This window comes from Flavobacterium sp. YO64, assembly GCF_004119505.1.
Taxonomy (GTDB): domain Bacteria; phylum Bacteroidota; class Bacteroidia; order Flavobacteriales; family Flavobacteriaceae; genus Flavobacterium; species Flavobacterium oncorhynchi.
Map to the genome: position 1 here is coordinate 1 of NZ_NRQV01000009.1, position 17,177 is coordinate 17,177.

The 17,177-nt window shown below is 35.7% G+C and carries 12 protein-coding genes; all 12 read left to right on the plus strand.

The window, feature by feature from the left end; translation table 11 throughout:
• Positions 1–1,656 (plus strand): glycoside hydrolase family 3 C-terminal domain-containing protein (locus BOW57_RS08100; RefSeq protein ID WP_129053698.1); only part of this gene is annotated, 1,656 nt, incomplete at its 5' end.
• A gap of 152 nt (positions 1,657–1,808) precedes the next feature.
• On the plus strand, positions 1,809–4,067 hold the full coding sequence (locus BOW57_RS08105) for a GH92 family glycosyl hydrolase (RefSeq protein WP_129053699.1): 2,259 nt from the start codon (positions 1,809–1,811) through the stop codon (positions 4,065–4,067).
• Positions 4,068–4,404: 337 nt separating this feature from the next.
• Positions 4,405–5,310 (plus strand): metallophosphoesterase, encoded by a 906-nt coding sequence (locus BOW57_RS08110; RefSeq protein WP_129053700.1) that lies wholly within the window; start codon positions 4,405–4,407, stop codon positions 5,308–5,310.
• Positions 5,311–5,442: 132 nt separating this feature from the next.
• Positions 5,443–6,732, plus strand: coding sequence for an L-fucose:H+ symporter permease (fucP, locus tag BOW57_RS08115; protein ID WP_089054998.1), 1,290 nt, complete (start codon positions 5,443–5,445; stop codon positions 6,730–6,732).
• A 16-nt stretch (positions 6,733–6,748) separates the two neighbouring features.
• Entirely contained in the window at positions 6,749–8,404 is a 1,656-nt protein-coding gene (locus BOW57_RS08120) for a UxaA family hydrolase (RefSeq protein WP_129053701.1), read from the plus strand.
• A 59-nt stretch (positions 8,405–8,463) separates the two neighbouring features.
• Positions 8,464–9,228, plus strand: a complete 765-nt coding sequence (locus tag BOW57_RS08125) for an SDR family NAD(P)-dependent oxidoreductase (RefSeq protein ID WP_129053702.1) — start codon at positions 8,464–8,466, stop codon at positions 9,226–9,228.
• Between the two features lie 6 nt (positions 9,229–9,234).
• The gene (locus BOW57_RS08130; RefSeq protein ID WP_129053703.1) at positions 9,235–9,972 is read left to right on the plus strand and encodes a (Fe-S)-binding protein; all 738 of its coding nucleotides are present in this window, start codon (positions 9,235–9,237) and stop codon (positions 9,970–9,972) included.
• 78 nt (positions 9,973–10,050) lie between these two features.
• A complete protein-coding gene (locus tag BOW57_RS08135) occupies positions 10,051–12,306 on the plus strand; it encodes a glycoside hydrolase N-terminal domain-containing protein (RefSeq protein ID WP_129053704.1) in 2,256 nt (751 codons plus the stop codon).
• Between the two features lie 2 nt (positions 12,307–12,308).
• Positions 12,309–13,682 carry a lactate utilization protein B gene (locus BOW57_RS08140; RefSeq protein ID WP_129053705.1) on the plus strand — a complete coding sequence of 458 codons (1,374 nt, stop codon included), beginning with the start codon at positions 12,309–12,311 and terminating at the stop codon, positions 13,680–13,682.
• A gap of 20 nt (positions 13,683–13,702) precedes the next feature.
• The gene (locus tag BOW57_RS08145) at positions 13,703–14,287 is read left to right on the plus strand and encodes an LUD domain-containing protein (RefSeq protein WP_129053706.1); all 585 of its coding nucleotides are present in this window, start codon (positions 13,703–13,705) and stop codon (positions 14,285–14,287) included.
• A gap of 58 nt (positions 14,288–14,345) precedes the next feature.
• The gene (locus BOW57_RS08150) at positions 14,346–15,200 is read left to right on the plus strand and encodes a fumarylacetoacetate hydrolase family protein (protein ID WP_129053707.1); all 855 of its coding nucleotides are present in this window, start codon (positions 14,346–14,348) and stop codon (positions 15,198–15,200) included.
• Between the two features lie 240 nt (positions 15,201–15,440).
• A complete protein-coding gene (locus BOW57_RS08155; protein WP_129053708.1) occupies positions 15,441–17,075 on the plus strand; it encodes a beta-N-acetylhexosaminidase in 1,635 nt (544 codons plus the stop codon).
• The last annotated feature ends 102 nt before the right edge of the window (positions 17,076–17,177 follow it).

The window sequence follows — 17,177 nt, forward strand, 5'->3', positions numbered from 1 at the left end:
CACACAGATCCTAAATACATGAAAGCGGCAGCTTGTGCTAAACATTTTGCAGTACACAGCGGCCCTGAAAAAAACAGACACTCGATTGATGTTATTGTAGACGAAAAAGATTTGAGAGAAACTTATTTGTACGCTTTCAAAAAATTAGTTGATGCAAAAGTAGAAACTGTAATGTGTGCTTATAATCGTGTAAATTCAGAACCTTGCTGCACTGGTAAAACATTACTAAAAGATATTTTACGAAATGAATGGAAATTTGGAGGTCACGTTGTTACGGATTGTTGGGCACTTCAGGATATTTACGAAAGCCATAAAACCCTGCCAAACAGCGTAACTGTTGCTGCAGAGGCAATTAAAGCGGGCGTAAATATGGATTGCAGCGGATTACTACAAAAGGATGCTATCAACGCTCTGAATCAAAAATTAATTACTCAAAAAGACATTGATAATGCGTTAGCACCAACATTACGTACACAGTTTAAACTTGGATTTTACGACAAAGCAGAAGATAATCCGTATAGAAAATATGGTATAGATAGTATTGCCAATACATATCACAGAAATCTAAGCCGAAAAATGGCAGAACAAAGTATGGTTTTGTTGAAGAACGGTGAAGTGGGAGAAAAGAAAACAAAATTGCTTCCGCTGAAAAAAGAAGATTATAAATCGATGGTTGTCGTTGGGCCAAATGCTGCGTCACTTGATGCTTTATTAGGCAATTATCACGGAATTACTGATAAAGCCGTAAATTTTGTAGAAGGTATTGCAGGTGCTGTAGATCCTGATACTCGTGTAGAATATGATATGGGGTGCGATTTTACAGACACAAAAAACTTTGGTGGTGTTTGGGCAGCTTCTATGGCTGATTTGACGATTGCAGTAATTGGTTTTACTCCAGTTTATGAAGGCGAAGAAGGTGATGCTTTCCTTGCTGACGGAAAAGGAGACAGAAAAAACATGGATTTACCAGCGTCGCATATTGCATATATAAAAGCACTTCGTAAAGGAACTAAATCGCCGCTTATAGCAGTTGTAACAGGCGGAAGTGCCGTTGATATTTCGGCAATTGAACCTTATGTAGATGCGATTGTTTTTGCATGGTATCCAGGAGAACAAGGCGGAACTGCTTTGGCAAATCTTCTTTTTGGAAAAGTTTCTCCATCAGGACATTTACCGGTTAGCTTTTACAAATCGTTTAGCGATTTACCAGATTATAACAGCTATGCAATGGCAGGAAGAACGTATCGCTATTCGGATAAAGAGGTACAATATCCGTTTGGTTTTGGATTAAGTTACAGCACGTTTGGTTACAATTGGGTTCGACAACCTAAGAGAGTTACAATGAGTTCAGACGAAATTTCAATGCAAATCGAAATTTTTAATACAGGAAATTATGATGCTGATGAAGTTGCTCAGGTATATGTAGAATATCCAAATGTTGATAGAATGCCGTTGAAAGAACTCAAAGCTTTTAAACGTGTTTCGTTGGTTAAAGGAAAATCAAAAACAATCACATTGCAAATTCCATTGGAAGAGCTTCAAAAATGGGACGAGACTACAAAACAATTTAAGATCTATGAAGGAAACTACACATTGAAAATCGGATCGAATTCAAGAGATACAATGTTGGAAGGTAGTTTTGAGATTGTGAAGTAGAAAAAAGAGGATAGAAGCAAGAAGCAAGAGTAAAGTAGCTCAGGTTTGCTCTGCTAAAAATTCGTGCAATTGCTTCGCCTGTTCGCTATCGCTCGGGTCGTGGCAAAAAACTTTTCAGATTACAACAGAAGGATATATCAAATTAAAGAAATATGAATAAAAATTTAAAATCAACATTATTTGCAATTTTAGGCCTTTGCTGCCTGCAAATACAAGGACAGACAAGTAAACAAAATTTGACACAATATGTAGATCCGTTTATTGGAACAGGATTTCACGGACACGTTTTTATGGGCGCAAATGTTCCCTTTGGAGCAGTTCAATTAGGACCAGTGAATATTTCACAAGGTTGGGATTGGTGTTCGGGTTATCATTATTCTGACCCAACAATTATTGGGTTTTCGCACACGCATTTAAGCGGAACTGGAATTGGTGATCTTGGAGATTTACTTTTTATGCCTGCTGTTGGTAAAATCAATCTGAAAAAAGGAACTGCCAAAGACATGGAAAATGGTTATATCTCAGGTTTCGATCATAAAGATGAAGTAGCAAAACCGGGTTATTATTCTGTTATTTTAAAGAAAAATGGAATCAAAGCGGAAATGACGGCTTCAGAGCGAGTTGGATTTCAAAAATATACTTTTCCTGCTTCAGATAAATCACATATCGTTCTAGATTTAGTGGAAGGAATTGGCTGGGATAAAGCAGTAGATACTTATATCAGAGTAAAAAATGACACCTTGATCGAAGGATATCGTTTCTCGAAAGGCTGGGCGCCGGATCAACGCATTTATTTTGCAGCAGTTTTGTCAAAACCAGCTAAGAAAATCCAATTGTATAACAATACAAAAGAGATGATTAATAAAGTGGTTTTGGGAGATAGTGCGAAAGCAGTACTTCAGTTTTCGACTTTAAAAGATGAAGTGATTAAAATTAAAGTGGGAATTTCGGCAGTAAGTACAGAAAACGCTTTAATGAATATTAAAAAAGAAATTTCAGACTGGAATTTTGAAAAAGTGGCTGTTCAAGCAGATGAAAAATGGAATAAAGAGTTGAATAAAATCGAAGTAAAATCGAAAGATATTGCTAAAATGAGAACATTTTATACAGCTTTATATCACACTATGATTGCGCCGTCGATTTACAACGACAGCAATGGAGATTATTACGGTTCAGACAAACAAGTGCATAGAGCAGTAGGATTTACCAATTTAACTACATTTTCGTTGTGGGATACTTACAGAGGAGCAAATCCTTTGCTTACACTAACACAAACCGATAAAGTTTCGGATATTATTAACTCGATGCTGGCGATTTATAAAGAGACAGGACATCTTCCGGTTTGGCATTTAATGGGGAATGAAACCTATTGTATGCCTGGGAATAGTGCAATTCAGATTGTTGTTGATGCGTATTTGAAAGGTATTAAAGGAATTGACGGAGAATTAGCATTCGAAGCTGTAAAAGCAACAGCAATGCAGGACGATCGCGGATTGAATTTCGTAAAAAAAATAGGCTACATTCCTGCAGATAGTTTGAGAGAATCAGTTGCTATTGGTATGGAATATTCTATTTCTGACGGTGCAATTGCAATGATGGCAAAAAAAATGGGCAAAACCGAGGATTATAATTATTTCATTAATCGCTCAAAAGCCTACAAAAAATATTACGATCCTTCGACCACTTTTGTACGCGGAAAAGTAAGCGATACACAATGGAGAACACCTTTTGATCCGTTTAAATCGGCACACATGAAAGATGATTTTGCCGAAGGAAATGCATGGCAGTATACTTGGTTAGTTCCTCATGACGTAGAAGGTTTGATCGCAATGCTTGGCGGAGAAAAATCATTTACAAAAAAACTGGATACTTTGTTTACAATAACAGGCGATATGGGAGCAGAAGCTTCTAGTGATATTACAGGTTTGATTGGGCAGTATGCACACGGAAACGAGCCAAGCCATCATATTACATACCTTTATAATTTCGTAGGACAACCTTGGAAAACAGCCGAAAAAGTACGTTACATTGTTGATAATTTGTACAGTGACAAACATGATGGATTGTGTGGAAATGAAGATGTTGGACAAATGTCAGCTTGGTATATTTGGAGCGCTATGGGAATGTATTCTGTAAATCCATTCAATGGAATTTATGTTTTCGGAAGCCCAAGCATGGACGAATCAACATTGAATTTAGCTGATGGAAAAAGCTTTACTGTAAAAGCATTAAACAACAGTACAAAGAATATCTACATTCAAAAAGCAACTTTAAACGGAAAACCTTATACGCAGAGCTATATTCTTCATTCGGATATTATGAAAGGCGGCGAGTTAATTTTTACGATGGGAGATAAACCTTCTAAAACTTGGGGAGTTGCTGCGAAAGACAGACCTTATTCTGTTAAATAATATTGAATTTATAGTATTGAATCGTTTGGTGTAAATATTTTTAACACATAGAAACATAGATTTAGAATTCTTAGAAAAGGCGTTTCACTTGTTTAAAATACACATAGTTTGCTATGTGAATGAATAGCATCCAGCTTTAGCGGGATGTAAATAGTAAGATTGAGATTAGGGCTTTAGCCAAAATGTATGAGTTTGGTTAAAGCCCTTTTTGCTGTCAATTTTATTTCTCCTGTTAAAACTGGAGGTAATTTAATCATTTAAAAAAGATATAGATAGAATTAAAAATCATAAAATCTGCTAGATCTGTGTAAAAATTATCAAACAAATAAATTAGAAAATGAAAAGAAGAGATTTACTAAAATATATTGGTTTAACAGCAGGTACTGTTGCGTTAACGGGTTCAACTTCTGTTATTTCTGCAGCAGAAAAAAACAATAAATCTAAAAGGGTTTTGCGAATTGCACATATTACTGATGTGCATATTCGACCTGAAGAAAATGCTCCAGATCGATTTATAAAATGCTTAGAAGAAATCAAGAAACACAAAGTCGATTTTTTTCTCAATGGCGGCGATTCCATTTTTGCAGCAGACTATGATAATATTACTCGCGAAAGAGTAAATGAACTATGGAAAATTTGGAACGATACAACTAAAGCAATCAGTAGTTTTGAATTGCATAGTTGTCTCGGAAATCACGATATGTGGTGGGCAGCGCCAAACAAACAAGATGCTATGTATGGGAAAGATTATGTTGTAAAACAATTAGGAATCCCAAACCGTTATTACAGCTTTGATAAAAAAGGATGGCACTTTGTGATTTTAGATAGTAATAATGGTGGAGGTTCATTAGATGATGAACAGCGTTTATGGCTCGAAAAAGATTTACAAAGTTTACCGGCTGGCACACCAGTTGTTTGCATGAGTCATTTCCCAATTCTTGCCGTTTGCACACATGTTGACGGAGGAAATCATACTGATTCTAAATATATCAGTGATCTTTTTTATAAACATAAAGATAAAAAGATCACATGTTTAAGCGGACACATTCATTTAAAGGATGAAGCCGTTTACAATAATGTACATTATTATTGCAATGGTGCTTTGAGCGGCTTTTGGTGGGAACCAGGAGATAAAGATTCAGCAGGGAAAACTTATTACAAACAAACACCTCCAGGTTATGCGATTATTGATCTTTTTGAAGATGGATCAGTTACAAATCAATATTATCCACATTCTTTTTAAATGCAGCTTTTTTGTTTAAAATTATCATAATAGACAATTAATAATTAAACAAGGGTAATATTGAATTAATAATTATACTTCAAGTATTATATTTTTATAATCGTAAAAAAGTATAATTTTAATAAAAAGCATATGGCATTAATAACGCAGTTAGATGTTCAAAAAGAGGCTGGTACAAAAGAAAATAAAAAATGGCTTTTTCCTTTTATATTAGTTACCAGTTTATTCTTTTTCTGGGGATTTGTACACAATCTAGATCCAATACTTATTCCGCATTTACGAAAAGCATTTAATCTTACAGACTTAGAATCGTCTTTAATAGACTCTTCAGTTTTTATAGCCTATTTCGTGATGGCATTGCCTGCGGGTTACATTATGCGAAAATACGGTTATAAATCAGGTATTATGATTGGGTTGGTTTTATTTGGTATTGGTTCAATTTTATTTGTTCCAGCCGCCAATTCACTACAATATATTTACTTTTTAGGAGCTTTATTTGTTATTGCCTGCGGACTTACTTTTTTAGAAACAGCAGCAAATCCATATGTAACTATTCTAGGACCAGCAGAAACAGCAACAAAGAGATTAAATTTCTCCCAATCGTTTAATGGATTAGCTGCATTTATTGCGCCGGCTTATATTGGCCCAATGATCCTATCGGGTAAAAATCTAACCCAAGCTCAAATGGATGCTATGGCTCCTGCCGAATTGCATGCTTATGTTTTAGAAGAAGCAGCGAGTGTAAAAATGCCGTATTTAGTTTTAGGACTAATTATTCTGGCAGTAGCAGTTTTGTTTTATTTTACGAATATGCCGGATGTAAAAGATGAAGATAAAGAAGGAGCTGACGGCGCAAGTTTTGCCGGAGCCTTGAAATCACTGCGCTTACGTTGGGGGATTTTAGCGCAGTTTTTTTATGTAGGAGCCCAAGTTTGCGTTGGAAGCTTTTTTATTAAAATGGCGACAACTTCTGCTGGACTTGCAGAAGGTGTTGCAGCCAAATATTTAGGATTTTTTGGCTTGGCATTTATGCTTGGACGATTCGCGGGTACATTCTTCATGCAGTACATACAACCTAGAAAATTATTAATCATTTATGCCATTATTAATATTGGCTTATCAATAGTAGCCATAACAGGAACTGGAATGTTAGTGGTTTATACTTTAATAGCAATAGCGTTTTTTATGAGTATCATGTTTCCAACGATTTTTTCAATGGGAATTGAGGGACTTGGACATAACACAAAAATTGGTTCTTCATTAATCGTAATGTCAATTGTTGGCGGAGCATTGCTTCCTCCAGTTTTAGGATTGATTTCGGATATTACAGGAAGCATTCAGTATGGTTATGTTGTTCCATTGACATGTTTCTCAGTAATTCTATTGTTTGCATTTAATGGACATAAAACAAATAAAGCATAAATTCTATTTATATAATATGTTAGAAAACGGAAGTAAAAGATTGGTTATAAAAATGCACCCAGACGATAATGTATTGGTGGCTTTAACAGATTTGTCTAAAGGAGAAAGTGTAGTTTTTGAGAATGAAACTTTCCTATTGCAGGACACAATCAAGGCAAAGCATAAGTTTTATACAGCCAATTTGAGAGCGGGTGATGAAATTATTATGTACGGCGTTTTGGTTGGAAAAGTACAATGCGATGTTGCCAAAGGAAGTCTAATGACGACCGAAAACCTTAAACATGCGGCTGAACCTTATAAATATCGTGATGTTGATTTTGAATGGCAGGCGCCAGATGTTTCAAAGTATAAAGACAGAACTTTTAAAGGGTATAAACGAAATGACGGTCGTGTAGGAACTGCCAATTATTGGTTATTTGTGCCAACAGTATTTTGTGAAAATAGAAATTTGGATGTAATACGCGAAGCTTTACATAACGAGTTAGGATATTCTGTGAGTGATAAATATACTCAGTATACTCATGCTTTACTTCAAGCCTATAAGAATGGTAAAAGTTTAGATTCAATTGATGTGCAATTGGCTCCAGAACCTTATACAAATAAAGTTTTTAAAAATGTAGATGGTATAAAGTTTTTAAATCATCAAGGAGGCTGTGGAGGCACGCGTCAAGATTCGGCTACCTTAAGTGCATTATTAGCATCGTACGCAAATCATCCAAATGTTGCAGGTATAACAGTACTTAGTTTAGGATGTCAGCATTTACAAGTACAGGATTTTACAAACGATGTTAAAAAACAAAACCCGTCTTTCGATAAACCTTTGTACATTTTTGAGCAGCAGCAATCAAAAAGCGAAGAACAATTGATTGCAGATGCCATTAAAAAAACATTTGAAGGATTAATTGAAATAAACAAACAAGAACGAACTCCAGCGCCTTTGAGTGAATTATGCTTAGGAGTTAAATGCGGTGGAAGTGATGGTTTCAGTGGTGTTTCGGCAAATCCTGCGGTAGGTTATACATCAGATTTGCTAGTGGCTTTGGGCGGTAAAGTATTACTAGCAGAATTTCCAGAATTGTGCGGTGTCGAGCAAAATCTTATCGATCGTTGTACATCAGAAGAAACAGCAAAGAAGTTTATTGATTTAATGCAGTCATATGATGCTTTAGCCCATAAAGTAGGTTCGGGATTTCATATGAATCCATCGCCGGGAAACATTAAAGACGGCTTAATAACCGATGCAATAAAAAGTGCAGGTGCTGCCAAAAAAGGAGGAACCGCTCCTGTAATTGATGTACTAGATTATACCGAACCAGCTACAAAAGCAGGTTTAAGTTTAGTTTGCACACCAGGAAATGATGTAGAAGCAACAACTGGAAAAGCAGCTTCTGGAGCAACATTAATATTATTTACAACAGGATTAGGAACTCCAACAGGAAATCCAGTTTGTCCAGTAATCAAAGTAGCTACAAACTCTGTTTTAGCTAAAAAAATGAGTGACATTATAGATATTGACTGCGGTCCAATTATCAGCGGCGAAAAAAGCATTGAAGAAATGGGCGAAGATATTTTAGAATATTGCATCAAAGCGGCAAGCGGTGAAATCATTCCAAAAGCAGTATTATTAAATCAAGACGATTTTATTCCGTGGAAACGAGGGGTATCATTGTAATAATTATAAATCGTAACTCTCAATATCTAATAATCTAAAAGATCAAAAAATCTAATCATATGTTTTCATTACAAAACAAAAAAGCAGTAGTTACTGGCGGCGGAAGCGGAATAGGGAAAGCCATTTCAGTTTTATTTGCAAAACAAGGAGCGGAAGTTCATATTATCGAATTAACTGAAGAAAGTGCTAAAAGTGCCGCTGATGAAATTAAAGCAAATGGAGGAAAAGTATTTTCACACGCTTGTAATGTTGCGAATCAACAAGAAGTTACAGCTGCATTTGAGAAAATTGGAAATATCAATATTTTGGTAAATAATGCAGGAATTGCTCACGTAGGTAAAGTAGATACTACTCCCGAAGCCGATTTTGACAGAGTGATGAGCGTGAATGTAAAAGGCGTATACAATTGTTTGCATGCATCGATACCACAATTTAGAAATTCTGGTGGAGGTGTAATTGTCAATATGGCTTCTATTGCAGCGTGGGTAGGTATCTCTGATCGATTTGCTTATTCTACAGCCAAAGGTGCTGTAATGGCAATGACTTTATCGATAGCGAGAGATTATATGAGCGAAAATATTCGTTGTAACTCTATTTCACCAGCACGCGTACATACACCATTTGTAGATGGATTTATTGCCAAAAATTATCCAGGTCAAGAAGCAGAAATGTTCGAAAAATTATCAAAATCTCAGCCTATCGGACGTATGGCAAAACCAGATGAAGTTGCAGCTTTAGCTTTGTTTTTATGCAGCGATGAATCTGGTTTTGTTACCGGTTGCGATTATCCTATTGATGGAGGATTTATAAAACTAAATAACTAAGTTACAATGAAGGTTGCTTTATTCATACCCTGCTATATAGATCAATTTTATCCAAATGTGGGTATTGCGACCTTGCAATTATTAGAAAAACTGGGGTGTGATGTTGCTTTTCCTTTGGAACAAACCTGTTGCGGTCAGCCAATGGCCAACAGCGGTTTTGCCAGTTTAAGTAAAGGCTGCGATAAGAATTTTGTTAAAAACTTCACAGGATTCGATTATATAGTAGCTCCATCTGGAAGTTGTGTTTTGCATGTAAAAGAACATTTGCAGGATTTAGAGAATCCGCAAACTGCATTACACATTCGTAATTCGGTTTATGAACTTACAGAGTTTTTAACAGATGTTTTAAAAGTAGAAAGTATTAATGCCAATTTTCCATTTAAAGTGGGCCTACACAATAGTTGTCACGGACAAAGAGGATTACATCTTTCATCAATGACAGAAAGAGTACTGCCCGAGTTTTCGAAACCCGAGCAATTACTAAAAATGGTAAACGGTATCACGTTAAGTAAACCCAAACGAAACGATGAATGTTGTGGTTTTGGAGGTACTTTTTGCGTATTTGAAGAAGCAGTAAGCGTAAAAATGGGTAAGGACAGAGTAAAAGAGCATGAAGACAATCTAGTAGATTATATTACCGGAGGAGATACCAGTTGTTTAATGCATTTAGAAGGAATATTAAAACGACAAGGAAGTAAAACAAAAACGATTCATATTGCCGAAATATTGAATAATGGTTTATAAGTAAGAGATTAGAAAATTTCTTCGATTTAAATCGAGGAAGTAAATGATATAGTCATCATTAATTGCATATTCAAAATAATGAATAAAATTAAATTATTTACACTTTTAGTACTTGTATTATTTGTTGATTCAGTCTGTTTGGCACAGAAGAATCAACCCATAAAATTATGGTATAAACAACCAGCCGTGAAATGGTCTGCTGAAGCTTTACCTATTGGCAATGGACGTTTGGGAGCCATGTTTTTTGGTGGAGTAGAACGAGAAGTTATTCAGTTTAATGAACAAAGCCTTTGGTCGGGAGATAACAACTGGGATGGAGAGTATGAAACAGGAGATCATGGATTTGGTTCATATCGTAATTTTGGAGAAATCACAATTGATTTTACAGACAAAAGTGCTTTCTCTAATTATTCTCGTTCGCTTGATATTTCGAATGGGATTCACCAAACAGAATTTATTCAGAATAAAACAAAAATCAGTCGGGAAGGTTTTGCCAGTTATCCAGATCAAGTGATGGTTTTTGAATATAAAGCTAATGGGAAGAATGGTTTTTCAGGAACTATTTCTTTTAATTCAGCTCAAGGAGCAATAAGCAAAGCTTCGATGAGCAGTATAAGTTTTATAGGAGAAATGCCAAATAAACTAAAATATGCAGCCAAACTTTTAGTGCAAAATAAAGGAGGGAAAATACGCTTTGAAGGTGAAAATTTGATCTTTGAAAACTGTAATTCATTGACATTGATTTTGGATGCCCGAACAAACTATAAACCCGATTATAAATCAAATTGGCGAGGAGAAGATCCGATGCCGCTTATTGAAAAAGAATTGTCAGCTGCAAAAAGCAAAGGTTACGAAAAACTTAGAGCAGCTCATTTAAAGGATTTGAGTTCTATACTAACGCGCGTTTACCTCAATATAGGAAGCTCTGATGCAGTTACTTCAAGTTTGCCAACAGATGAACGATTAAAAAAATATACGGCAGGTGGAGTTGATCCCGATTTAGAAGAAACGATGTTTCAATATGGGCGTTATTTATTAGCAAGCAGTTCACGTCGTGGAGGTTTGCCAGCTAATTTGCAAGGTTTATGGAATGACAGCAACACACCTGCTTGGGCAAGTGATTATCACAATAACATTAATGTGCAAATGAATTATTGGGGAGTCGAATCGACTAATTTATCAGAATGTCATTTGCCATTGATTGATTTTATCGTAGCAGCACAAGAACCTTGTCGTATTGCTACTCGCAAAGCTTTTGGAGAGAAAACACGCGGCTGGACAGCTCGAACTAGTCAAAATATATTTGGAGGAAATGGCTGGGAATGGAATATACCTGCAAGCGCTTGGTATGCACAACATGTATATGAACATTGGGCATTTACTAGAGACAATGATTATTTGCGTAGCACAGCATATCCGATTATTAAAGAAGTTTGCGAATATTGGGAAGACAATTTAAAAACAATGCCAGATGGACAATTAATGGTTCCAAATGGATGGTCGCCTGAGCATGGTCCGCGTGAAGATGGAGTAATGATGGATCAGCAGCTAGTTTGGGATTTGTTCCAAAACTATCTGGACGCAGCCAAAGCTCTTAATATTGACAGTGATTATCAAAAGAAAGTAGCAGATATGCAAGCCCGTTTAGCACCAAATAAAATTGGAAAATGGGGACAATTACAAGAATGGCAAGCAGATCGTGATGATCCAAATGACGAGCATCGCCATACATCGCATCTTTTTGCGGTATATCCAGGACGTCAAATCAGTAATACTATTACACCCGAATTAGCGAAAGGTGCTGTACTTTCATTACGCAGCCGAAGTGGAAATTTTGGAAAAAATGAAAACACACCTTTTACAGTTGAATCTACTGTTGGTGACAGCCGCCGCTCGTGGACTTGGCCTTGGCGTTGTGCAATTTGGGCGCGTTTGGGCGAAGGAGACCGTGCAGCCATTATGCTTCGCGGATTGCTTACATACAATACTTTACCTAATTTATTTTGCAATCATCCGCCATTTCAACTAGACGGTAATTTTGGAATTACTGCCGCTATGGCTGAAATGCTTATTCAAAGCCAAACAGATAAAATTCAGTTACTTCCTGCACTTCCAAAGACTTGGGAAAAAGGAGAAGTAAAAGGTTTATGTGCTAGAGGTGGGTTTGAAGTAGATATGAAATGGGACGAAGGTAAGTTGGTGAGTGCAAAAGTACTTTCAAAAGTTGGCGGAGTTTGTAAAGTGCAAAGCGGTAATAACAATATTGAAATTACGACACAGCGAGGTAAAAGTTATACGTTTAATGCAGAATTGAAAGAGATTAGTAAAAAGTAATTATGAAAACAACCCATGCTGATTTAGCAGAAAAGTTTATAGCAGACGAGCCAAGAACTGATTGGCACGACGAAACTTTGTGGTTTGTTCGTGAAAAACGAGACAAAGCTGCGTATGGTTTGCCTGAATGGGAGCAGCTGCGCGAATGGGGATCTCAGATTAAAAATGCTACACTTTCTAATCTTTCCAATTATTTAAAAGAATTTGAAGAAAAAGCTACTGCCAATGGCATAAAAGTTCACTGGGCTTCAGATGCAAAAGAACACAATGAAATCATTCATAAAATCATCAAAAAGCACGGTATTCAGAAAATTGTGAAGAGCAAGAGTATGCTTACCGAAGAATGTCATTTGAATGAATATTTACAGCATAACGGAATAGAAGTAGTGGATACAGATCTTGGAGAGCGTATTGTTCAATTCAGAAAAGAGCCTCCAAGTCATATTGTACTGCCTGCTATTCACTTAAAAAAAGAAGATGTAAGTGCCACTTTTCATGAGCATTTACAAACTCAAAAAGGAAATAATGATCCGCAATATTTGACTGAGGCAGCAAGGCAACACTTGCGAAATAAATTTGTAGAATCTGATTTAGCAATTACTGGAGTTAATTTTGCCATTGCAGAGACAGGCGGTTTCGTAGTTTGCACCAATGAAGGAAATGCTGATATGGGAGCACATACAGCACCTGTACACATTGCCTGCATGGGTTTTGAAAAATTGATTCCAAAAGCAGAACATTTATCAGTGTTTTTGAGATTATTAGCCAGAAGTGCTACAGGTCAGCCTATCACAACTTATTCAAGTCATTTTCATAAACCTAGAGCGAATCAGGAAATGCATATTGTTATTGTAGATAATGGCCGCAGTAAACAACTAGGAAGAGAAGATTTTAGAAATTCCTTGAAATGCATTCGTTGTGCCGCATGTTTCAATACTTGTCCCGTATATCGCAGAAGCGGCGGACATAGTTATCATACTGCTGTTGCAGGGCCAATTGGTTCTATTCTGAATCCAAATTTAGATATGAAAGCCAATGCCGATCTGCCATTTGCTTCAACATTATGCGGCAGCTGTAGTAATGTATGTCCAGTAAAAATTAACATCCACGAACAGTTATGGAAATGGAGACAAGTAATTGTTTCCGAAGGTTATGTTGCAGGAAGTAAAAAAATAGGCATGAAAGGAATGAATTTCCTATTCTCGAATCCTAAAATTTATCGTTTAATGGGAAAAGTTGGAAGAAAGAGCATGCAGTTATTCCCTTTTATGATAAACAATAAATTTAATGTTTGGTTCAGACAAAGAGAAATGCCAGTTCCTCCAAAAGAATCTTTTAGAGATTGGTATCTAAAGAATAAGAAAAGCCAAAACTAAAATATCAGAAAATAAAAAACATGAGCGCAAGAGAAAACATATTGAATGCCATAGCATTGAATCAGCCTGAATTTATTGAGATTCCTGTTATTGACAGCAGCGTTGTGATTCAGTATGATGATGTATATGCCCAGTTTAAAACAGTTTTAGAAAGTATCGGTGGTAAGACGGAATTAATAGGTGATATTTCAGTACTGAAAGAACAATTAATTCTTGATAAGCAGAATGGGAGTTTTGTAATAAATACAATAGCTGAACTTGGAAATGTAGATGAACAAGCCGCTTTTTTAACCGCATCTGAATTAGAAAAAGTAGAAAAAGCATATGTTAAAGGAACACTTGGAGTGGCAGAAAATGGCGCTGTCTGGGTTTACGAAAGTCAAATGATAAATAGACTTATTCCTTTTATTTGCCAGCATTTGGTTTTAGTAGTAGAAAAAGAAAATCTTGTAGATACTTTACATCAGGCTTATCAAAAACTGGATGTTTCGAAAGAAGGATTTGGAGCTTTTATAGCTGGGCCATCTAAAACAGCCGACATTGAACAATCATTAGTAATAGGAGCGCATGGAGCTAGAAGTGCTGTGATTTATGTAATTGAATAAACGGCAGAATAATTTTTGAACAAATAAGACAAAGTATAATATATTAAATAAGAATAAAATGAAACTAATACGATTTGGAGAAGCCGGTAAAGAAAAACCGGGTATTTTAATAGATGAAAAAAGATTTGATGTATCTTCAATAGTAACAGATTATAATGAAGCGTTTTTCGAAGAAAACGGATTAGAAAAATTAAAAAAAGTATTAGAAAGTAATCCAGTTTTACCAGAAGTTGATGCTTCAGTTCGTTTAGGATCTCCTGTAGCAAGACCTTCAAAAATAATTTGTATTGGATTAAATTACGTGGATCATTGTCATGAAACTAATGCACCAATTCCGACTGAACCGATAATCTTTTTTAAATCAACAACCTCATTATGCGGGCCAAATGATAATTTGATTATTCCAAAGAACAGCGAAAAAACCGATTGGGAAATTGAGCTGGCTTTTGTAGTAGGAAAAAAAGCAAGCTATGTAGAAGAAGCTGAAGCTTTAGATTATGTTGCAGGTTACGCTTTGCTTAACGACTACAGCGAAAGAGCTTTTCAAATCGAACGTGGAGGACAATGGGCAAAAGGAAAAGGAAGCGACACATTTGCACCGCTTGGGCCATTTTTGGCAACGCAAGACGAAATTGAAGATGTGAATAATATACCAATGTGGTTAACCGTAAACGGGAAAAAATTCCAAAACAGTAACACCTCAAATTTAGTATTCAAAATTCCTTTTTTAGTGCATTATTTAAGTCAGTTTATGACACTGCTTCCGGGAGATATAATTAGTACTGGAACTCCTCCGGGTGTAGGTTTAGGAATAAAACCAGAACCTATTTATATCAAAGCAGGAGATGTGATCGAATTAGGAATGGATGGTTTAGGCAGCAGTAAACAACATGCTGTTGCATACACGAAATAAATTAATAAACCCCTTGGGTAAAATTAGTTAAAACACATAGAAACATAGATTTTGAAGCCTCAAAAAAAGACGTTTCATTTATCTGAAAGGTACAAATTTGATTTTGTATCAAGAAATGGATTTAATTTTGGTTAAAATCTATGTTTCAATTTGTTATATAAATTTATTATGTTTTTCTTTGAAAGTGTTATCGTACACACTTAGAATTTATAGTTTTAAAATAATTAAAAAATAGTAAATATGGTTAAGTCATTTCTCTTTTCACTTCTGTTATGCTGCACATTATCGTTTGCACAAGAAGTGAATATTATCCCTCAGCCGGTAAAAGTTGTTAAAAACGCTGGAAGCTTTGTGATTAATGCACAAACAAGTTTGGTTGCTGCTAATAAAGAAGATAATGCTTCGGCAGCTTTTTTAAATGCTTATTTGTCTGACTACTATGGTTTTGTATTGCCTGTGGTAAAAAAAGCAACTAAGAATTATATCAAATTATCAAGTCTTAAGAGTATTCAAGGACATAAAGGCGAAGGATATAGTTTAAAATCTGATAAAAGTGGTGTCGAAATTATAGGAAATTCTCCTATTGGAACTTTCTACGGAATTCAAACACTTATTCAGTTACTGCCTGTAGAAAAAAGCAGTAATCTTGCTATAGCATCTGTAAATGTACAAGACGAACCTCGTTTTGCTTACAGAGGTGCGATGCTTGATGTTGGACGTCATTTTTTCTCAGTTGCTTTCGTTAAAAAGTATATTGATTATTTGGCATTGCATAAATTGAATTATTTTCATTGGCATTTAACCGAAGATCAAGGTTGGAGAATTGAAATTAAAAAGTATCCTAAACTTACTGAAATTGGTTCAAAAAGAAACGGAAGTATTATTGGCAAATATCCAGGTAAAGGAAGCGATAATACACCAGAAGGTGGTTTTTATACTCAAGAAGAAGTAAAAGATATTGTAAAATATGCTTCAGATAGATTTATTACAGTAATTCCAGAAATTGAAATGCCGGGACACAGCAGTGCAGCAATTGCGGCTTATCCTGAGTTGAGCTGTTTTCCTAATGAGAAAACCAATCTTCCTGCTAATATGATTTCAGATAAAAGTAAGCAAGAAATGGCTAACGGAAGAAATAAGATCGTTCAGGAAACTTGGGGCGTACATGCTGATATTTTTGTTCCAACAGAAAATACTTTTAAATTCCTAGAAGATGTATTGGATGAAGTAATCGCTTTATTCCCTTCAAAATACATTCACATTGGCGGTGATGAAGCTCCAAAAGACGCTTGGAAAAAAAGCGAATTTTGTCAGCAGATGATTAAAGAAAAAGGTTTAAAAGATGAACACGGTCTTCAGAGTTATTTTATTCAACGTATCGAAAAATATGTGAACGGAAAAGGAAGAACTATAATTGGCTGGGATGAAATTTTAGAAGGAGGTTTAGCTCCAAATGCTATCGTTATGAGCTGGCAGGGAGAAGCTGGCGGAATTGCTGCGGCAAAAGAAAATCATCAGGTTATTATGACACCGGGAAGCCATGTTTATTTAGACCATTCGCAAACTAAAAACGAAAAAGAAGTTACTATTGGAGGTTTCTTACCATTAGAAAAAGTATACAGCTACGAGCCAATTCCTAAAGAATTAAATGAACAGCAGGCAAAATACGTTATGGGAGCGCAAGGAAATGTGTGGACAGAATATATGGCAAATCCTGCCAAAGTTGAATACATGATATTCCCTCGTTTAAGTGCCTTAAGTGAAGTTTTATGGTCTCCAAAAGATAAAAAAGATTGGTCTCAGTTTCAAACAAAAATTGAAACCATGAAAAAACGTTATACCATGTGGGGAGCAAATTATTTTAAAGAGCAATAATAACATGCAATAAATTAAAAGACAGCTCAATTTGGGCTGTCTTTTGTCATTTGTCCAACTTCGAAGATCAAAACGAAATTTGATTTTCAAAAATTAACTTTT